Below are 19,247 nucleotides of genomic sequence, written 5' to 3' on the forward strand. Positions count from 1 at the left end.
GTTGTGAGGGGCGAGGGTGTGAGTGATCAAGGGGGTGCGCGGTTCGCTTGGGCTCGGGCTGCCGCTGGGGCGCTGTTCTTCGATGAGGGTGGCCGGGTGATGGTGGTCACGCCTACGTACAAGCCCACGCTCGACATTCCGGGTGGGTTCGTGGAGCCGGGGGAGACCCCGTACGAGGCGTGCGTCCGGGAGGTGCGGGAAGAGCTGGGGGTCGAGCCCCGGATCGGGCGGTTGCTCGTGGCCGATTGGGCGCCTGATCCGGTGGCGGGCGAGCTGGTGTTGTTCGTGTTCGACGGCGGGGTCTTGCAGGGTGAGGTGCTTGAGCAGATCACCTTCGTGGACGGCGAGCTGAGCGCCTTCGCTTTTCATTCCGTTGAGGAGCTCGACGGGTTGCTGATCGAGCGGCTCGCCCGTCGGGTCAAGGCCGGTGTCACCGCACGGGAACGTGGCCTGACCGGCTACCTGGAGCACGGTCGGGCTCTCCGGTAGCGGTATGGCGGGCTCAGCGGCGTCGGCCTCTGCGGTTTTTGGGGGGAGGGGTGTGGCGTTTTTGTGCTGGTTTTTTGGTTTTTTCGGGGGTGGTGGGGCGGGGGCGGCCGCGGGAGCTGTTGACCGTGCGGCCGCGGACTATGCCGATGAAGTCTTCCATCAGGTCCGTCGTCGCGTCCGTCAGCCAGGTCAGGCCGATCTGGGATTGCGGGGCGTCCGTCACCGGCCGGTACGTGAGGTCTTTGCGGTGGTACAGGCGGGCCAATGACTGGGGGACCAGGACGAGGCCGGTGCCGGAGGCCACCAGCGGGATGGTCTCGGCCGTGGTGGGTGGGCGGGTGAAGGCGGGGCGGCCGGGGAGCGTCGTCCACTGGAGGGCGTCGTCCAAGGGGTGGAAGATGTCGTCGTCGGCCAGGTCGGCGAGCGTCACCTCGTCGGCGGCGGTCACCGCGTGGTCCTTCGGCGTCACGACCACCGTGGTCTCGACGTAGAGAGGGATGACGTTGAGGCCGTCGCGGTCGATCGGGAGCCGGACGAAGCCGGCGTCGGCGCCGCCGTCGCGCAGGAGCGCCACCACCTCGGGGGTGGGCGCCATGGACAGGGTGATCGGTACGTCGGGCAGCCGCTCGGTCCAGACGTTCACCCACTTCGCGGGGGTCACGCCGGGCACGTACGCCAGCCGGAACGTCTCACCATCGGTCACCGCCACAGCGTACCGATGTCAGCGAACCCCTCCCGACTGGCTACGCTTGGCGCCATGACCTCGTCCAAACCGAAGAGCATTCAGACGATGAAGCCCGAGACGGCGGCCAAAAAGCTGGGTGTCCTCTTCTCGGCCACCCCCGCGGAGTTCCGCGCGGGCGTCGTCTCCAGGGACGAGCTGAACGCGTTGCAGGCCAACCCGCCCGCCTGGCTCACCGACCTGCGCCGCAACGGCCCGCACCCCAAGCAGGTCGTGGCCGCCAAGCTCGGCGTCTCCATCTCCGGCCTGGCCAGGGCCGGCATCACCGAGCCGCTCACCACGGCCGAGATCGAGCAGCTGAAGGCGGAGAACCCGGAGTGGCTTGAGCACGAGCGCGGCGTCCACGCCGAGGCCCGCAAGGAAGCCGCCCGCCTCAAGCAGCGCTGAATCGCCCGTCCTGCCCCTCCCGCGGGCGTTCTGCCGCTGAGCCGGCGGGCGTTCGGCCGATGGTCTTGCGGTCGCTCAATGTCGTGGGTGGACGGTGAGGAAAGGGCCGGTGGCCTTGGTGCCGTCGGAGTTGGCCCAGGGGCCGGTGATGTGGCCGGTTGCGGCCAGTGGGGTGGCGGGCTGGAGCACGCGGTGGAGGCGGAGAGCTGTGCCGGGTGGGCCGGGGAGGATCGTGCCGTCTGCGTCGTCGGTGGTGCCGGTCCCGGCGGGGCCTGCCGACGTCGCGGTGTAGGAGACGGTGATGGTGGGGTCGGGGGTGTCGGTGGCGTTCTGGTCCTGGGCTGCCACCTGGCCTTCGAGCAGGGCCGTCAGCTGGACGATCAGTACGGGGTCGTGGCAGCCGTCGTAGATCCAGCGGCGGCCCAGCACGCCGTGCTCGGCGGTGCCGATCAGGGCGTGTTCGGCGTCCGCGAGCGGAGCTCCCCGGTACGTGAGCGGCACCAGGTACGCCGTCGCCCGGTCGCCTGACGTGTCGTTGACCACCATGAACTCGATGCCCACCGCGCCCTCGGGATCGTCCAGCCGGAAGCCGCCCGCCTTCGACAGCTCGGGCGCGGTCGAGCCGCGGTACCACGGGCGGGTGGGGAGCCAGGCGGTGAGCAGCTCCAGCTTGGTCGGCTTGAGGGTGGTGTGGTGGATGACGGCCATGGCGGGGGTCTCTTTCGTCGCGTCGTGCCTACACCGGGATCTTCGCATGCCACGAGAGACGCTTTTCCGGTAGCTTCTCGGCATGTGGGCGGGCAGGGTGGGGCCGGTGCTCGTGCTGCTGTTCGCGGTGGGTTGCGCCGCCGCTCCCCAGGCCGGGCGGGCCACGGAGAGCCCACGGTTGAGCGGGATCCGGTTGCTGGTGGGCGGCACGAGGATCGTGGACGTGGACACCGGCGCCGCGACGCCTGTGACCGGGCTGCCGGCGGAGCAGAGGGTCACCCTCACGACCACCGTCCACGGGCCGCACACGGTGATCGCCGCGAGTGGTCCTGGCGTCAACCAGGTACGGCTGTTTCTGCTCAAAGGGTCCAAGGCGGTCGAACTCGCCAGCGGCTGGAACGCGTTCCCTGCCGCTGACGGCTCGGGCTTCTGGGTGACGGATCAGCCGGAGTACGGCGGTCCTTGCACCGTACGCGAGCAGGCCGAGGACGGGACGATCCTGCGCCGCCCCAAGTGGAGCCCCTGCGGTGCCCTGCCGTACGCCGACACGCCTTACGGACTGCATGCCAGGCACCGGCGCGAGTCGCTGCTCCTGACCCATGACGGTCTGCGGAAGACCGCCCGCCATCCGCGGATCGTCGCCGTGACGTCCACGGAGCTGCTGGTCGAGCGGAACGACGGGCGGCTCGCCTTGGTGGTGCCAGGTGGGGAGGAACGGCCGGTCGGCAGGCCGAGCGGCACGGGCGTGGCGGCCGAGGGTGAGGTGAGTTCGAACGGCACGTACGTCGCCGTTCCGTTCCTCACGCCCACACCCGGCGCGCACGAGTCACTCGACGTCTGGGTGCTGGACACGCGCACGCTCGCATGGACGCACGTCCCGTCCATGCCTCTCCCCGTGGACGTCAAGAGCCGCCGCATGCGATGGACGCCGGACGGCCGGCTGGTGCTCGCGGGCGGCTTCGTCACCACGGCGGACGACCACCCCCGCGAGAGCGACTACGCGAGTGTGGTCGCCCTGTGGAGGCCGGGCGAGGCGACCCTGACCAGGCACGAGCTGCCTGCGGACTGGCGGGAGAGCTTGGCGATTCTCAGGCCGTGACGGGGACGCCGTTGGCGGTGACGTTCTCGAGGACGAGGTTCTCGACGTTCTCGATGACGTTCGCGGTGGCGGTGGCGCCGAAGTCCACGTCGGTGAGGGTGACGTCGCGGATCGGCGCCTCCGGGTAGCCGCGCAGGTTGAGCGCGCGCCTGGCGGTCCGTACGGTCACGTCCCTGACGTCGATCCCGCGTACGGACGGGTCGAACCCGTGCCCGGGCCCCTCCTCGTAGAAGAAGTTCACGTCGATCACCGAGCCGCCGACCTGCCCGATCTCCAGGTCCCTGGCGTGGAAGCCCTCGACGAACCCGCCGCGTACGGAGTTCGTCTTGAACCGCAGCGCGATGTCGAGGTTGGGGCTGGACATCGCGCAGTCCCTGATGAACACCTCGCGCACCCCGCCCGACATCTCGCTGCCGATCGTCATGCCGCCGTGCCCGTCGCGGAAGGTGCAGTTCTCGACCAGGATGTGCTCGCTGGGGACGTTCACCCGGCGGCCGTCGGCGTTGCGGCCCGACTTGATCGCGATGCAGTCGTCGCCGGTGTCGAACGTGCAGCCCCTGATCACCACCATGCGGCTGGACTCGGGGTTGCAGCCGTCGTTGTTGGGGCCGTGGGAGATGACGGTGACGTTCTGGACGAGGACGTTCTCCGACAAGGTGGGGTGGATCTCCCACATGGGGGAGTTGATTATGGTGACGCCCTCGATGAGCACGTTGCGGCACCGGTACGGCTCGATGAAGGAGGGCCGCAGGTAACCGCCCTCGCCGTAGCGGCGCTGCGCGACCGGCACCCCCTGCTCGGCCTGGGCGAACAGGGCGGCCCGCGCGGCGGCCTGGGTCGGCTCGCCCGGCTCCCACCCGTGATCGCTCGATCCCTTCCACGGCCACCAGTGCTCGTCGCCGGCCTGCCCGTCGAGCACGCCCGACCCGGTCACGGCGATGTCGCTGCGGCCGTAGGCGTAGATGAGCGGCGAGTAGTTGAGCAGCTCGACGCCCTCGAACCGGGTCGGCACGAGCGGCAGGTACGCCTTCGGGTCGGTGCTGAACAGCAGCGTGGCGCCCTCCTTGACGTGCAGGTCCACGCGGTCGAGCAGGTGGATGGGGCCGGTGAGCCAGCGGCCTTCCGGCACGTCCACGTGGCCGCCGCCCGCCCGGTGGCAGGCTCTGATCGCGGCGCGGATGGCGGCGGTGCAGTCGGTCGTGCCGTCGCCGCGTGCGCCGAAGCGGGTGATGTCGAAGCGACGGTGCGGGAAGACGGGCGGGCGGACGCGCGCGGCGATGCGGTTCGCACGAGCCCAGGCAGCGGCCGTTCCTGATCGGCGGGCGAGGGCGGCTTCGGGGGTGAGGATGGGGACGGCGATGGCGGACATCGCCAGGGCACGCATGGCGGCGCGGCGGCTCAGCACGGGCAACTCTCCCTGTCACGCTCGGGACCGCCCGGAGCATATGCCGACCCGTTGCGGTGATCCAGACGTCCGCCACCTGTTTCCGCTGGAAGCGCGGTGCAACCGGTTGCAGATCACGGCGAGGCCAGGCGGCCTCGCCGTGCTCAGGGGGTCAGCAGGAGTTGGCGCCGTCGAACGTACGGACGCCGCGGGCCACCTTCGACCAGATCGTCCCGCCGGGGCGGACCGTGTGGCACTGGCCGTCGGTGCCATGGGCCCACACGATCTTCAGGCGCAGCGTCCTGCTGCAGTCGTTGCGCGCGTAGCCGGTCTTGGTGATGGTGCCGGTCGTCTGCCAGACGACCACGCAGGAGGGTGCGTTGCCGGCGGGGGCGACGGCCTGGGCGGGGGCGGTGGCCGCACCCAGGGCGCAGCACGCGGCGGCGAGGGCGGTGAGAGTCTTGCGCACGGAACGTGTCCTTCCTGCTGCCATCAGTTACCCAACGAGTAGTAATCGATTGACTACACAAAGTCAATGTCGCGATGGCGCAGCGGAACGGTCCGCATATCTTCACAAAACGGACATGAAGCTACTAATCTGGCATCGCTCCAGTGGGGGCCCTGGAGCGCCAACGTCCGCCGGACGCCGGGATCCCTCTCCTTGTCAGGAGGGATCCCGGCGTTTGGCAGAAAACCGGCGTTTGCAGAAAACCGGATGTGTCCTGGTTCGCCGGACATCTAGGGTTGATCCGTGACCAAGCTCAACCAGATCCTCGCGGTCGAGAAGGGTGTGAAGTCGGACGTTCAGCGCAAGGTGACGGACGCCTACCACCAGATCCAGAAGGCGCCCCTGCTGTCCGGCCTCTCCCGCACCTACCAGCCGATCGACGACGAGGGCGAGCGGCTGCCGCCCGAGTCGACGCGCGTGCAGGTGCAGGCCGAAGAGGTGCTCAAGGGAGTCGGCACGACTCTGACCCGGCTGTTCGACGTGACCGCCACCAAGGACTGGGCCAACTGCGAGGCCAAGGCCAGCGTGCGGGTCGACGGTGAGGTGCTGCTGGAGGACGTGCCGGTGACGTACCTGCTCTTCCTGGAGAAGCAGCTCACCGACGTCTACACGTTCGTCTCCAAGCTGCCGACCCTCGACCCGGCCGAGACCTGGTCGCGCGACGAGGCCACCGACACGTGGCGCACCGACCCGGTCAAGACCACCCGCACCAAGAAGGTGCCGCGCAACCACGTGCTCGCCGAGGCGACGGAGAAGCACCCGGCGCAGGTGCAGGTGTACAACGAGGACGTCGTGGTCGGATACTGGACGAAGGTCGCCTTCTCCGGCGCGCTGCCGCAGCGGCGGGTGAACGAACTGCTGACCCGCGTACAGAAGCTGCAGGACGCGGTGAAGTACGCGCGTGAGGAGGCGAACGGCACGCAGGTCGTCGACCGTAAGATCGGCGACAAGGTGTTCACCTACCTGTTCGGGTGAACCCTCCCCCCAGGCCCCCTCGCCTTCGGGCGGGGGTGCGCCAGGAGCGCAAGCTGAGGCTGACGCCTGAAGCTGATCGGCGGTGACATGGAGGTTCGAGTCCTCCCCGGGGCATTCACGCGCCCCGGTGGCCCAATTGGTAGAGGCAACCGCCTGAAACTCAGATTCTCGCTCCAGATTCAGCATTCGCCGCCAGGCGCCGGATCGACCGAGGACGGGCTGTGATGGTGAGATACCGGTTCGAATCCGGTTCGGGGCTCTATTCCTGCCCCGATGGTTCAATGGTCGAGCGCACGTCATGATGACTGACCCGTCCTCTTAAACGCCGCCGGCACCGCGATATGGCGGCCTCACTCAGGCCCCCCGGTAGGGTAACCGGGGGGCCGCCGCCTTTTCACCGCGGCGTCAGCTTTCCGGTCGCCAGGTCGAGCGAATAGGAGCGGTCCTCGTACGCGCTGTGCAGCAGGAATCGCCCGCCCTTCGACCAGCCCGGCACATTCTCCAGCCAGTCTTCGCCGGGAAAGCGATACGTGACCGCCGACAGGCGTTTTCCGGTGGCCGGGTCATAGGTTTCCGCGCGATCCTTCGCCCATCGGATGACGACCAGCCGGCGGCCGTCGGGGCGCAGGTGATAGTCGTCGCCGCGTTTTCCGGCCGGGAGCCGCATGCGTACCCTGCCTCTGAGGTCGAGGACGAGGACCCGATCGCCCTTGGTGACGACGACGCCGGCCGCGTTGACGTCGTGGACCTTCCGCGCGCCGGCGAGTATCAGCGGCGCCCAGGTGCGGGTGTCGACGACCTGCGCGCCGGCTCCCGACATGACCACGAAACGGCCTTTGAAGGTGACGGTCGGCACATCGGCGTCGGCCAGGGGCGGGGTGAGAGGGCGGCTGCCGCCGGCGTCCTGGTACGTCAGGCGGCGGTCCTCCGCGTGCAGGTAGACCACCGCCTTGCGGTTCGGGGCGACGGCGAAGGGGGCGCTACGGGGTGCCTTGCCCGCCTCGGCGACATAGGGTGCGGCCTGCGGGAACGGCTCGCCGTTGACCAGCCAGAACCGGCACGGGGCCACGATCTCGTCGAACCACGGGCAGGTCGGGGCGTCGTGCTCGTCGACGGTCTCGAACGTGGCCGGGATCGCCCGCACCTCGGCGGGCCCGCTGTGGGCGAGCGGTTCGTCCTGGGGCGGGCGTCCTGGGGCGAGCAGGACGCTCGCCAGCACGACCGCGCTGCCCGCGAGGTGCACGTTCCGCGCCGACCAAGCGCCGAGTGCTTGCGCAGCCTGATCCTGATCCTCCATGCGCGGGCGCCGGTCCGCGAGCGTCACGGCCGCCGCGACGGCGAGGGCCACGGCGGCGTGCGGCAGCAGGGTCCGGCCCGGGTCCTCGGACACGACCAGGTGGACGCCGGCCAGCGCGGCGGCGGTCAAGGACGTCAGCCACAGGGCACGCGGCACATTCATCGCGAAGAACGGCACGCGCCGCGCCGCCAATAGCGGGCCTGTGCACCAGCCGGCGACGAGATAGAACGGGTCGCCGGTGAGACCCGCCACCGGAACGGCCAGGACGACGGCGGCCAGCCGCCGGCGGCGTAATCGCGAGAAATAGTGGATGACCTGCGGCGCATTTTCCATGGTGACCGGATAACCGCTCAGCGTGGCGAACCTCGTGAGCATTTTCCGCGACACCGTCATCGCCGCCGCGGAAATGGCGGCGAGCCCCAACACCCAGATCATCACCGGGCCACGATATAAGGTGCTGTGCCATGCATCCTGATGAAATATGGCGGCGATTAGGCATCGGTAGTCGGCGCTTATCCGGGTCCGGGGCGGTGGGCTGGAGTGGTGCGGTGCTCGCCGTCGTCGCCGCCATTCTGTCGTGGGTGGGCGCGACGGAGCCACGGGCCGCCTGGACGGCCGACGAAGGGTTGTCCTACCGCGACGAGGCCGGGCGGCTCGTCACCTCCATGACGCTCGAAGTCTGGAACGAGGGGCCGGTCCCGTTCACGGTCACGGGGATCGCGCTCGACGTCCCCGGCCTGCGCCTGCTGCCTCCCGACGGTACGAAGCGTGAGCGGGCGGCGGTCAGGGTGGCAGCCTACGAGTTGGTCTCGATCTCCAGAAGCGTGCACGTCGGCGACTGCGCCAAGGTGCCGAGGGAGCCGCGGCCGGTGCGGTTCACCTACCGGACCCCGCTGTGGTCGGGGGAGTCGGAGGCGGTGCCGGACTCCTGGCGCTATTCCGGGCTCGGGGACGACATGACGCTGGCCTGGCAGCGCGGACTCGCGGCCCAGGCGTGCAACGAGGCGGTGAGTGACGAGTGGTCCTGAAGGAGCCGACGCCCCCTGCGACACCCGCCCGGCCGGGATTGAAGATCGCGATCGGGCTGCTGGTCGCCTTCGCGGCCCTCCGGGTGGGCGGGCTCGACCTGCTGTTCGACCCGATCGGCTGGTGGCTGTGCCTGCTCGGGGTGGGCGACCTGAAGCCGGGCAGCAAGGCGGGGTGGCTCGCCTTGGGAATGGCCGTTCTGTCGGTCGTCGCGCTGTTTGAAGGCGATGCGGCGCAGGGGACGTCGTACTCGGCGTTCTGGCTCGGGTACGCCGCCGGGGCGCTGGTCACGCTCTGGGCGGTGGTGGACGTCGCGATCCGGTACATCCGCCCCTCCGGCGACCACTACGACGTCACGCTGCTCGACGCGCTGCGATGGGCGGTGGTGGGGGCGGGGGCGGTCGCCCTGCTGGCTGAGTCCGGGTACGCCTGGCTCGGCGAGGTCGCCGTCATCGCCATGTACTGCGCGCTGGCCCTGCTGGTCGTGATCCTCTGGCGGCTTCGAGCCTGAAGGCCCTTGCCGGGGCGGCGTTGCGGGACGAAGGTGGAGGGAGACCCGGCCGGGGCGTGTCCCCGGCGGGTAGTTCCGCCCGGACGGCGAGATGGGTGGCGGTGACCGGCGAGGTCACCAGACCTGCCGCCGCTTGACGGTGCCTCTGCCGCTCCGGGCGGGACGCCGGACCGCCCTGTCACCAGCGGTCGTGGACCTGGGGGCGGATGAGCTCGTCGTAGACCTCGCGGACCGTCGAAAGCGCCGCGTCGTCCAGCGGGGTGAGGGCGTCGGCGACGGCGTTGGCCTGGGCCTGGGCGGGGTTGCGGGCGCCCGGGATCACCACCGAGACCCCCTCCTGGTCGAGGATCCAGCGCAGCGCGAACTGCGCCATCGTCGCCCCCGGCGGCACCAGCGGCGCCAGGCGGCGGACCGCCTCCAGGCCGGTGGCGAAGTCGACGCCCGAGAACGTCTCCCCGACGTCGAACGCCTCCCCGTGCCGGTTGAACGAGCGGTGGTCGTCGGAGGAGAACGTGGTGTGCTCGTCGTACTTGCCCGACAGCAGGCCGCTGGCCAGCGGGACACGGGCGATGATGCCGACCCCGGCGGCGCGCGCGGCGGGCAGGACCTGCTCGAGCGGCTTGAGCCGGAACGCGTTGAGGATGATCTGCACGGTCGCCACACCGGGACGGGCGATCGCGGTCAGCGCCTCCTCGCAGGTCTCGACGCTCACGCCGTACGCGGCGATCTTCTTCTCCGCCACCAGCGTGTCGAGCGCGTCGAACACCGCGTCCGTCGAGTAGACGGGCGTCGGCGGGCAGTGGAGCTGCACCAGGTCGAGGGTGTCGACGCCGAGGTTGTGGCGGGAGCGCTCGTTCCAGGCGCGGAAGTTGTCCATCACGTAGTTGGCGGGGATCTGCTCCACCCGCCGGCCCATCTTCGTGGCCACCGTGAGGCCGGGGTGGTTCTTGGCGAAGCGGCCGACGATCTGCTCGCTGCGGCCGTCGCCGTAGACGTCGGCGGTGTCGATGAAGGTGACGCCCGCGTCCACCGCCGCCTCCAGCGTGGCGACCGCGTCGGACTCCGTCACCTGGCCCCAGTCGGCGCCGAGCTGCCAGGCGCCGAGGCCGACCACACCGACCTGGCGTCCGGTACGTCCCAAAACGCGCTGTTCCATGGGTGTCTGCCTTTCTCGAACGTGACCGGCACCAGTCTTCCGGATGCCGATACCCACTGCGCACGCCGGGGCCTCGGCGAGGCACGGGCGATGGGCCAGGGCACGTACCCTGTCTGCCATGATTCGTCCCGCCACACCCGCTGACGTGCCCGAGATCGTCAGCATGATCCGCGAGCTAGCCGAGTACGAGAAGGCCGCACACGAGGTGCGGGTGACCGAGGAGCAGCTCCACGACACCCTCTTCCGCGACCACCCCGCGGCCTTCGCGCACATGGCCGAGCAGGACGGCGAGGTGGTGGGCTTCACGCTGTGGTTCCTGACGTACTCCACCTGGCGCGGCGTGCACGGCGTCTACATGGAGGACCTGTACGTCCGCCCCCAGCACAGGGGCGGCGGCCACGGCGTGGCGCTGGTGCGCGAGCTGGCCCGCATCTGCGCCGAGCGCGGCTACGAGCGCCTGGAGTGGGCGGTCCTCGACTGGAACGAGCCGTCCATCGCCTTCTACGAGAAGCTCGGCGCGGTCAACCAGAACGAGTGGTTCCGCTACCGGCTGACCGACGAGCCGCTGCGCCGCCTGGCCGGCTGAAAGCACCCCTGGCCGGCTGAGAACACCCCCCCGCACACGGCCACGCAGGTCACGCACGGTGACGTGACCTGCGTGACACAAACGGTTCAGACGCCGGCGTGCGTCCTGCTCCGCGTGCTCTCGGACTGATCGAACATGCCCATCTCGGACTCGTCGAGCTCGCGGTGGGTCTCCTCCATCCGCAGCGCGACACCGATCGCGAAGAACGTCGGCGCCCACTCGCCGACGAAGATGCCCCACCGGTCGGCCCGGTCGAGCCCGGCCTTCTCGGCCTTCGTGGACACCGCCCAGCTGGCGAAGGCCAGCGCGATCGACGCCAGGCCGCAGGTGTACATGTGGCCCGACTTAACGCCCATCTTGTGCAGCTGTTTGATCATGTTTCCCCCCTTGTCTGAGTGCTGTTACCCCAGCAAGAGGCCGATAACCGATCATTAACATCATGTTTCGCGGGTGACGGTTGTGCGGAGCTTGTTACCGCGGTGAATCACCCGTAACGAACGCACAGCCACGCACGGTCATCGTGCGTAATGAGCCCTTCCTACCTTGGAGATCCCGGACGCCGAGCGTAGGAGAGGTCGATGGCGCGCTGGATCGCCGAGTGGCACCCCGATGACCCAGCCTTCTGGGAGAGATCAGGCCGGCGGGTGGCCCGGCGCAACCTGGTCTTCTCGATCGTGGCCGAGCACCTCGGCTTCACCGTGTGGACGCTGTGGAGCATCGTGGCGACCAAGATGGGGTCGTACGAGTTCTCCACCGACCAGCTGTTCTGGCTGGTCGCCCTGCCCAACCTGATCGGCTCCGTGCTGCGGGTGCCCTACACGTTCGGGCCCGCCAGGTTCGGCGGGCGCAACTTCACCGTGGTCAGCGCCGTGCTGCTGCTCATCCCCGCGGTGCTGCTCGGTGTCGCGGTGAACAACCCGGCCACGCCGTACTGGCTCTTCCTGGTGATCGCGGCCCTGGCCGGGCTGGGCGGCGGGAACTTCGCCTCCAGCATGGCCAACATCACCTACTTCTACCCGCGCGAGAAGCAGGGCGTGGCGCTCGGGCTGAACGCGGCGGGCGGCAACGTCGGCGTCAGCTCGGTGCAGCTCGTCATGCCGCTGGTGATCGGCTCGCTCGGGCTGGCCGCCGCCGGGTGGTTCTGGATCCCGTTCATCGTGGTGGCCGGGGCCTGCGCGTTCTTCTTCATGGACAACCTGACCAGCGCCAAGGCCGACCCGCGCGAGCAGTTCGCGGTGGCGGGCAAGGCGCAGACCTGGGTCATGTCGTTCCTCTACATCGGCACGTTCGGCTCGTTCATCGGCTACTCGACGGCCTTCCCGCTGCTGAGCCAGAACCTGTTCCCCGACGCGCCGTACGCGGCGGTCGCCTTCGTCGGGCCGCTGCTCGGCTCGCTGATCAGGCCGGTCGGCGGCTGGCTGGCCGACCGGCACGGCGGCGCGCCCGTGACGCTGTGGAACTTCGCCGCGATGGGCGGCGGCGTGCTGCTGGTCTGGCTGGCCGGCACGAGCGGCAACTTCTGGCTGTTCTTCCTGGCCTTCCAGCTGCTCTTCGTCACCTCGGGCGTCGGGAACGGCTCGACGTACCGGATGATCCCGGCCATCTTCCAGGCCAAGGCCGTGGCCGAGCGCGGCGAGGGCGAGGAGGCCCTGCTGTACGGCAAGCGCCAGGCCAGCGCCGCCATCGGCATCATCTCGGCGGTCGGGGCGCTCGGCGGGTTCCTCATCAACCGGGCGTTCGGCATGTCGTTCGCCGCCTCCGGCAGCCCCGCCGCCGCGTTCCTCACCTTCGGCCTGTTCTACGCCTCCTGCTTCGCCCTGACCTGGTGGTGCTACATGCGCACGGTCGGCGTCAACGTGGTGGCGAGCCTCGCCCATGCCAGGGTCTGACATGACGGCGACGCACTGCCCGTACTGCGCGCTGCAGTGCGGCATGAAGATCGGACCCGGGCCGGCCATCAGCCCGCGCACCGACATCCCGGCCAACGCACCGGGAGCGCTGTGCCAGAAGGGGTGGACGGCGGGTGAGCTGCTCACCAGCACCGAGCGCCTGACCACCCCGCTCCTGCACGGCGAGCCCGTGGACTGGGACGTCGCGCTGGACTACGTGGCCTACCGGCTGTCCGCCATCCGCGCCGAGCACGGCCCCGACGCCGTGGCCGTGTTCGGCGGCGGTGGGCTGACGAACGAGAAGGCGTACACGCTGGGCAAGTTCGCCAGGGTCGCGCTCGGCACCAGCCAGATCGACTACAACGGCCGGTTCTGCATGTCGTCGGCCGCCGCCGCGTCCATCAGGGCGTTCGGCATGGACCGGGGCATGCCGTTCCCCGTCACCGACCTCGCGGAGGCGGACGTCGTGCTGCTGGCCGGCGCGAACGTCGCCGAGACCATGCCGCCGTTCGTCCGCCACCTCGACGGGCCGCGGCTCATCGTCGTCGACCCGCGCCGCTCGCCGACCGCCCGGCTGGCCTGGCTGCACCTGCAGCCCACCCCGGGCACCGACCTGGCGCTCGCGCTCGGGCTGCTGCACATCGCGGTCGCCGACGGGCTCGTGGACGAGGCGTACGTGGCCGCGCGGACCACCGGCTTCGACGACGTCCGCACCTCGCTGGCCTCCTGGTGGCCCGAGCGGGTCGAGCGGATCACCGGGGTGCCCGTGCACCAGATGCGGCAGGCGGTCAGGGCGCTCGCCGCGGTGGAGCGGGCGTACATCCTGACGGGACGCGGCGCCGAGCAGCACGCCAAGGGCACCGACACGGTCACCGCGTTCATCAACCTGGCGCTCGCGCTCGGCCTGCCCGGCACCCCGGGCTCCGGGTACGGCTGCGTGACCGGGCAGGGCAACGGCCAGGGCGGCAGGGAGCACGGGCAGAAGGCCGACCAGCTGCCCGGCTACCGCAAGATCGACGATCCGGCGGCCCGCGCGCACATGGCCCGCATCTGGGGCATCCGGGCCGAGGACATCCCGGGGCCTGGGCGGTCGGCGTACGAGCTGCTCGACGCGCTGGGCACCCCTGAGGGGCCCAGGGCGCTGCTGCTGTTCGGCTCGAACCCGATCATCTCGGCGCCCGCCGCCGAGCACGTCGCCGAGCGGATCGGCTCCCTCGACCTGCTGGTGACCTGCGACTTCGTGCTGTCGGAGACCGCCGCGCTGGCGGACGTGGTCTTCCCGGTGACGCAGTGGGCCGAGGAGACCGGCACGATGACCAACCTGGAGGGCCGGGTGCTGCTGCGCCGCAAGGCCCTGGACCCGCCGCCGGGGGTGCGCAGCGACCTCGACGTCATCGCCGCGCTGGCCGACCGGCTCGGCCACACCTTCGGGACCGAGCCGGTCGAGGTCTTCGACGAGCTGCGCCGCGCCAGCGCGGGCGGCCCCGCCGACTACTCCGGCATCACCTACGAGCGCATCGCGGACGAGACCGGCGTGTTCTGGCCGTGCCCGTCGGAGGAGCACCCGGGGACGCCGCGGCCGTTCCTCGACCGGTTCGCGCACCCCGACGGGCTGGCCAGGTTCGTGCCCGTCCAGCACCGGCCCGCCGCCGAGGAGATCGACGCCGACTACCCCGTCTACCTCAGCACCGGCCGGGTGCTGGCCCACTACCAGAGCGGCGCCCAGACCCGCAGGATCGCGCCGCTCGTCCAGGCCGCCCCGGAGCCGTACGTCGAGCTGCACCCCGACCTGGCCGAGCAGCTCGACATCACGGCAGGGGACGTCGTCCGCGTCAGCAGCAGGAGGGGCGAGAGCAAGGCAGTGGCCAGGATCAGCGACGCCATCAGGCGCGACACCGTGTTCATGCCCTTCCACTGGGAGGGCGCCAACCGGCTGACCAACCCGGCACTCGACCCCACGTCGAGGATGCCGGAGTTCAAGGTCTGCGCCGTCAGGGTGGAGAGGGACTCATGAGGCTCGTCGTCGTGGGCAACGGGATGGCCGGGTCGCGCCTGGTCAGCGAGGTACGCACCCGGGACCCGCACATGAAGATCACCGTGTTCGGCGCCGAGGCGTGCCGGCCCTACAACCGGATCCTGCTGTCCAACGTCCTGGCCGGTAGCTCCCGGCCCGAGCAGGTCCGCCTGGTGGACCCCGCCTGGTACGACGCCCACGACGTCGAGGCCGCGTTCGGCAGCCCCGTCGCGCACGTGGACAGGGAGACCAGGCACGTCGTGACGGAGGACGGGCGGCGCGAGCCGTACGACCTGCTGGTCCTCGCGACCGGCAGCGACGCGCTCGTGCCGCCGATCCCCGGCGTCGAGCGGGCCATCCCCTTCCGCACGCTGGACGACTGCGAACGCATCCTGGGCGAGGCCGAGCGGGCCCGTACGGCGGTCGTGATCGGCGGCGGGCTGCTCGGCATCGAGGCCGCCCGCGGCCTGGCCGGGCGCGGCCTGCCCGTCACGCTGCTGCACCTGGCGGGCCACCTCATGGAACGCCAGCTCGACGTGGAGGCGGGCGAGGTGCTCAGTGAGACCCTCGCCGGGCTGGGCGTGCACATCCGCACCGGCGTCAGCGCCGCGGGCGTCGAGGACGACGGCGTCAGGCTCGACGACGGCGAGCTGGTCGAGGCCGACCTGGTCGTGCTGGCCTGCGGGGTGCGGCCGGTCACCGGCCTGGCCGCCGACGCCGGTCTCGAAGTGCGTCGCGGCATCGTCGTGGACGACGAGCTGCGCACCGACGACCCGTCGATCTTCGCGATCGGCGAGTGCGCCGAGCACGACGGCACCGTCTACGGCCTCGTCGCCCCCGCCTGGGAGCAGGCCACCGTGGCCGCCGAGGTCATCACCGGCGGCAAGGCGCTCTACCGCGGCTCCCGCCTGGTCACCAGGCTCAAGGCCAAGAGCGTCGAGCTGGCGGCGATGGGGGAGACCCAGCTCGGGGAGGAGCACGCCGAGGTGGTGCGCTTCAGCCACCGCGCCCGCGGCACCTACAGGAAGCTCGTCATCAGGGACGGCCGGCTGGTCGGCGCGATCCTGCTGGGCGAGAGCGACGCCGTCGGCACCCTCACCCAGCTCTTCGACCGCGGCGGGCCGCTGCCGGGCGACCGCGCCGGGCTGCTGTTCCCCGGCCTCGCGGCGGCGCCCGTGGCCGACAGCCCGACGCTGATGCCGGACGCGGCCATCGTCTGCCGCTGCAACAACGTGACCAAGGGCCGGATCAGGGCGTGCTGGGAGGCCGGCGCCCGTGACGTGGCCGGAGTGGCGGCCTCGACCAGGGCCACCACCGGATGCGGGACCTGCCGCGACGCCGTGGAGGGCATCGTCGGCTGGCTGTGCGAGCAGGAAGGGATCTCAGCGTGAACAGGATCGTCGTCGTCGGGTACGGCCCGACCGCCCACCGGCTCGTCGAAACCCTCACGAGCAAGGGCTTCAGCGGCAGCGTGACCGTCATCGGGGAGGAGCCGCGACCGGCCTACGACCGGGTGCACCTGACCTCCTACCTGAACGGCACCTCGGGAGAGGACCTCACCTACACCGTGCCCGGCGGCGTCGTCACCCGGCTGAACACCCGGGTCACCGCCATCGACCGGCAGGCCAGGCGGGTCACGCTCGCCGACGGCGGCAGCGAGCCGTACGACGTGCTCGTGCTGGCCACCGGATCCGCGCCGTTCGTGCCGCCGGTGCCCGGCGCCGAGCACGCCTTCGTCTACCGCACCATCGAGGACCTCGACGCCATCAGGACCGCCGCCAAGGACGCCGAGCAGGGCGTCGTCGTCGGCGGCGGGCTGCTCGGCCTGGAGGCCGCCGACGCGCTGCGCGCGCTCGGGCTGAAGACCCACATCGTGGAGATGAGCCCGTGGCTCATGCCGCGCCAGGTGGACGAGGGCGGCGGCTCGGTGCTCAAGTCGCACATCGAGGGGCTCGGGCTGACCGTGCACGCCGGCGCCGGCGTGCAGGAGATCGTGCACGCCGGCGGCGAGGTGAGCGGCCTGCGCAAGCCCGACGGCACGCTGATCGACGCGCAGGTCGTGGTGTTCTCCGCGGGCATCAGGCCGCGCGACGAGCTGGCCAGGGACGCCGGCCTGGAGGTCGGGCCGCGCGGCGGCATCGTCGTCGACGCCGCCATGCGCACCTCCGACCCGGCCGTCTACGCCGTCGGCGAGTGCGCGCTGGCCGGCGGCATGGTGTACGGGCTCGTCGGGCCCTGCCAGACGATGGCCGAGGTGGCCGCCGACCAGATCATGGGCGGCACGGCCACGTTCGGCGGCGCCGACCTGTCCACCAAGCTCAAGCTGCTCGGCGTCGAGGTCGCCCAGTTCGGGGCCATGGAAGGGGCGCTCGACGTCACCTACCTCGACCCGGTCGCCGGGATCTACAAGAAGCTGTTCATCAGCGACGACGCCCGCACCCTGCTCGGCGGCATCTGCGTGGGCGACGCGGCGCCGTACACCTCGCTGCGGCCCTTCGTGGGCAAGGAGCTGCCCGCCTCGCCGTCGGACCTGCTCTTCTCCGGCGCGGGAGTCGGGCTCGACCTGCCGGACGACGCCCAGGTCTGCTCCTGCAACAACGTGTGCGCCGGCGACATCCGCACCGCCATCGCCGACGGCTCCGCCACCGACGTGCCCGCGATCAAGGCGTGCACCAGGGCCGGGACGACCTGCGGCAGCTGCGTGCCGATGCTCAAGCAGCTGCTGGAGAAGTCGGGCGTCGAGGTCAGCAAGGCACTGTGCGAGCACTTCACGTACTCGCGGGCCGAGCTGTTCGACATCGTACGGGTGCGCGGCATCACCACCTTCTCCGAGCTGATCTCCCAGCACGGGCAGGGCCGGGGCTGCGACATCTGCAAGCCCGCCGTGGCCTCCATCCTCGCCTCCCTGCACAACGGGCACGTGCTGGAGGGCGAGCGGGCCGCGCTGCAGGACACCAACGACGCCTTCCTCGCCAACATCCAGAAGAACGGCACGTACTCGGTCGTCCCGCGCATCCCCGGCGGCGAGATCACCCCCGACAAGCTCATCGTGATCGGCGAGGTGGCCCGCGACTTCGGCCTCTACACCAAGATCACCGGCGGGCAGCGCATCGACCTGTTCGGCGCCCGGGTCGAGCAGCTGCCGGAGATCTGGCGGCGGCTCGTGGACGCCGGGTTCGAGTCGGGCCACGCGTACGGCAAGGCCCTGCGTACCGTGAAGTCCTGCGTCGGCTCCACCTGGTGCCGCTACGGCGTCCAGGACTCCGTGGGCATGGCCATCGCGCTGGAGCTGCGCTACCGCGGCCTGCGCTCGCCGCACAAGCTCAAGTCCGCCGTCTCCGGCTGCGCCCGCGAATGCGCCGAGGCCCGCTCGAAGGACTTCGGCGTCATCGCCACCGAGCAGGGCTGGAACCTGTACGTCGGCGGCAACGGCGGCTTCAAGCCCCGCCACGCCGACCTGCTCGCCAACGACCTCACCACCGACGAACTGCTCAGGACCATCGACCGCTTCCTGATGTTCTACATCCGCACCGCCGACCGGCTGCAGCGCACCGCCGCCTGGATCGAGTCACTGGACGGCGGCCTCGACTACCTACGTGAGGTGATCATGGAGGACTCGCTCGGCATCTGCGCCGACCTCGACGCCCAGATGGAGCACCACATCGCCACGTACACCGACGAATGGGCCGCCACCCTGGACGACCCCGACAAGCTGACCAGGTTCGTCAGCTTCGTCAACGCGCCCGGAGTGCCCGACCCGTCGATCGTGTTCGCCAGCGAGCGCGGCCAGATCAAGCCGGTGATGGCCCGATGAGCTGGACCACGATCTGCGCCTACGACTCCCTGCTGCCAGAGCGCGGCGTCTGCGCCCTCGTCGAGGGCACGCAGGTGGCGGTCTTCCGCACGTACGACGGCGAGCTGCACGCGCTCGGCAACCTCGACCCGTTCAGCGGCGCCTACGTGCTCTCGCGCGGCATCGTCGGCACCAGGAAGGGCGAGCCGACCGTCGCGTCGCCGCTGCACAAGCAGGTGTTCTCACTGCGCACCGGCCGCTGCCTGGACGACCCGGGCGTCTCGGTGCCGGCCTATCCGGTACGCGTGAACGCCCTCGGCCACGTCGAGGTCACCCTGGAAGCCGCGCCGGAAGTCACCCGGGAAGAGCCGGCCTACGCGCTGGCCTCCACGGCGGGCGCCTCGACCGGTGGGTAGACGTGGGGGCTGCGATGCGCCACCGGGAGCACGCAGCGCCGTCCTGCTTCGACACTGTCGCAGCGTTCGGCGTCTTCGCGCTGGGGGAGGGGTTCGGCGTTCGCCATGATTCGCGGCACTGTAGGCACGCTATCGGCGCTCTCCGGCCCGCTGGTATCAGGACGGCAACGATCGAACCTCTGACGCGTCTCTCCCTGATCCGTTAACCGTTACCGTCCAGACCACCCCGACCAGGTAAAGGCGTCGTGCGGAGTGCCTAAACCCCGC

At 70.6% G+C, this 19,247-nt stretch carries 19 protein-coding genes and 1 tRNA gene; 13 read left to right on the plus strand and 7 right to left on the minus strand.

The window, feature by feature from the left end:
* Positions 1 to 18: 18 nt before the first annotated feature.
* On the plus strand, positions 19 to 489 hold the full coding sequence (locus tag AB0K28_RS00800; protein ID WP_364363416.1) for an NUDIX hydrolase: 471 nt from the start codon (positions 19 to 21) through the stop codon (positions 487 to 489).
* 13 nt (positions 490 to 502) lie between these two features.
* Here the strand turns inward: AB0K28_RS00800 and AB0K28_RS00805 are convergent, their stop codons facing one another.
* A complete protein-coding gene (locus AB0K28_RS00805; protein ID WP_364363419.1) occupies positions 503 to 1,192 on the minus strand; it encodes a LysR family substrate-binding domain-containing protein in 690 nt (229 codons plus the stop codon).
* Between the two features lie 54 nt (positions 1,193 to 1,246).
* On the opposite strand from AB0K28_RS00805, the gene AB0K28_RS00810 reads away from it, so the two are divergent.
* Entirely contained in the window at positions 1,247 to 1,618 is a 372-nt protein-coding gene (locus AB0K28_RS00810; protein ID WP_364363422.1) for a DUF5997 family protein, read from the plus strand.
* 75 nt (positions 1,619 to 1,693) lie between these two features.
* Here the strand turns inward: AB0K28_RS00810 and AB0K28_RS00815 are convergent, their stop codons facing one another.
* Complete coding sequence (locus AB0K28_RS00815) at positions 1,694 to 2,326, minus strand: 1,4-alpha-glucan branching protein (RefSeq protein WP_364363425.1); 633 nt, start codon at positions 2,324 to 2,326, stop codon at positions 1,694 to 1,696.
* 82 nt (positions 2,327 to 2,408) lie between these two features.
* Here AB0K28_RS00815 and AB0K28_RS00820 point away from each other — a divergent pair, with 82 nt between their 5' ends.
* Positions 2,409 to 3,425 (plus strand): hypothetical protein, encoded by a 1,017-nt coding sequence (locus AB0K28_RS00820; protein ID WP_345387597.1) that lies wholly within the window; start codon positions 2,409 to 2,411, stop codon positions 3,423 to 3,425.
* Here the strand turns inward: AB0K28_RS00820 and AB0K28_RS00825 are convergent.
* Entirely contained in the window at positions 3,415 to 4,830 is a 1,416-nt protein-coding gene (locus AB0K28_RS00825) for a glycoside hydrolase family 28 protein (protein ID WP_364363428.1), read from the minus strand. The genes AB0K28_RS00820 and AB0K28_RS00825 overlap by 11 nt on opposite strands.
* 151 nt (positions 4,831 to 4,981) lie before the next feature.
* Positions 4,982 to 5,278, minus strand: coding sequence for a hypothetical protein (locus AB0K28_RS00830; protein WP_364363431.1), 297 nt, complete (start codon positions 5,276 to 5,278; stop codon positions 4,982 to 4,984).
* 282 nt (positions 5,279 to 5,560) lie between these two features.
* Between AB0K28_RS00830 and AB0K28_RS00835 the strand changes: the two genes are divergently transcribed.
* On the plus strand, positions 5,561 to 6,292 hold the full coding sequence (locus tag AB0K28_RS00835; protein WP_364363434.1) for a hypothetical protein: 732 nt from the start codon (positions 5,561 to 5,563) through the stop codon (positions 6,290 to 6,292).
* 121 nt (positions 6,293 to 6,413) lie between these two features.
* Positions 6,414 to 6,551, plus strand: a tRNA-OTHER gene (locus AB0K28_RS00840).
* A 135-nt stretch (positions 6,552 to 6,686) separates the two neighbouring features.
* On the opposite strand, the gene AB0K28_RS00845 is transcribed toward AB0K28_RS00840, so the two are convergent.
* On the minus strand, positions 6,687 to 8,027 hold the full coding sequence (locus AB0K28_RS00845) for a hypothetical protein (protein WP_364363437.1): 1,341 nt from the start codon (positions 8,025 to 8,027) through the stop codon (positions 6,687 to 6,689).
* A gap of 110 nt (positions 8,028 to 8,137) precedes the next feature.
* On the opposite strand from AB0K28_RS00845, the gene AB0K28_RS00850 reads away from it, so the two are divergent.
* Positions 8,138 to 8,617 (plus strand): hypothetical protein, encoded by a 480-nt coding sequence (locus AB0K28_RS00850; protein ID WP_364363440.1) that lies wholly within the window; start codon positions 8,138 to 8,140, stop codon positions 8,615 to 8,617.
* Complete coding sequence (locus AB0K28_RS00855; RefSeq protein WP_364363443.1) at positions 8,608 to 9,126, plus strand: hypothetical protein; 519 nt, start codon at positions 8,608 to 8,610, stop codon at positions 9,124 to 9,126. The genes AB0K28_RS00850 and AB0K28_RS00855 overlap by 10 nt, the downstream gene beginning before the upstream one ends.
* Before the next feature lie 178 nt (positions 9,127 to 9,304).
* Here the strand turns inward: AB0K28_RS00855 and AB0K28_RS00860 are convergent, their stop codons facing one another.
* Positions 9,305 to 10,282, minus strand: coding sequence for an aldo/keto reductase (locus AB0K28_RS00860; RefSeq protein WP_364363446.1), 978 nt, complete (start codon positions 10,280 to 10,282; stop codon positions 9,305 to 9,307).
* A 118-nt stretch (positions 10,283 to 10,400) separates the two neighbouring features.
* On the opposite strand from AB0K28_RS00860, the gene AB0K28_RS00865 reads away from it, so the two are divergent.
* Positions 10,401 to 10,868 (plus strand): GNAT family N-acetyltransferase, encoded by a 468-nt coding sequence (locus AB0K28_RS00865; RefSeq protein ID WP_364363449.1) that lies wholly within the window; start codon positions 10,401 to 10,403, stop codon positions 10,866 to 10,868.
* A gap of 86 nt (positions 10,869 to 10,954) precedes the next feature.
* Here the strand turns inward: AB0K28_RS00865 and AB0K28_RS00870 are convergent, their stop codons facing one another.
* The gene (locus AB0K28_RS00870) at positions 10,955 to 11,245 is read right to left on the minus strand and encodes a hypothetical protein (protein ID WP_345387581.1); all 291 of its coding nucleotides are present in this window, start codon (positions 11,243 to 11,245) and stop codon (positions 10,955 to 10,957) included.
* A gap of 201 nt (positions 11,246 to 11,446) precedes the next feature.
* On the opposite strand from AB0K28_RS00870, the gene AB0K28_RS00875 reads away from it, so the two are divergent.
* Genes AB0K28_RS00875 through nirD form a run of 5 tightly spaced genes read left to right on the plus strand, consistent with a single transcriptional unit; the run spans position 11,447 to position 18,980 of the window.
* The gene (locus AB0K28_RS00875) at positions 11,447 to 12,757 is read left to right on the plus strand and encodes an MFS transporter (protein WP_345387579.1); all 1,311 of its coding nucleotides are present in this window, start codon (positions 11,447 to 11,449) and stop codon (positions 12,755 to 12,757) included.
* 1 nt (position 12,758) lies between these two features.
* A complete protein-coding gene (locus AB0K28_RS00880) occupies positions 12,759 to 14,771 on the plus strand; it encodes a molybdopterin oxidoreductase family protein (protein ID WP_345387577.1) in 2,013 nt (670 codons plus the stop codon).
* Positions 14,768 to 16,162 carry an FAD-dependent oxidoreductase gene (locus tag AB0K28_RS00885; RefSeq protein WP_364363454.1) on the plus strand — a complete coding sequence of 465 codons (1,395 nt, stop codon included), beginning with the start codon at positions 14,768 to 14,770 and terminating at the stop codon, positions 16,160 to 16,162. The genes AB0K28_RS00880 and AB0K28_RS00885 overlap by 4 nt, the downstream gene beginning before the upstream one ends.
* Positions 16,159 to 18,585 carry a nitrite reductase large subunit NirB gene (gene nirB, locus AB0K28_RS00890; RefSeq protein ID WP_364363457.1) on the plus strand — a complete coding sequence of 809 codons (2,427 nt, stop codon included), beginning with the start codon at positions 16,159 to 16,161 and terminating at the stop codon, positions 18,583 to 18,585. The genes AB0K28_RS00885 and nirB overlap by 4 nt, the downstream gene beginning before the upstream one ends.
* On the plus strand, positions 18,582 to 18,980 hold the full coding sequence (gene nirD, locus AB0K28_RS00895; protein WP_364363460.1) for a nitrite reductase small subunit NirD: 399 nt from the start codon (positions 18,582 to 18,584) through the stop codon (positions 18,978 to 18,980). The genes nirB and nirD overlap by 4 nt, the downstream gene beginning before the upstream one ends.
* Positions 18,981 to 19,247: the final 267 nt, after the last annotated feature.

This window comes from Nonomuraea sp. NPDC049504 (genome assembly GCF_040676845.1).
GTDB lineage: Bacteria > Actinomycetota > Actinomycetes > Streptosporangiales > Streptosporangiaceae > Nonomuraea > Nonomuraea salmonea.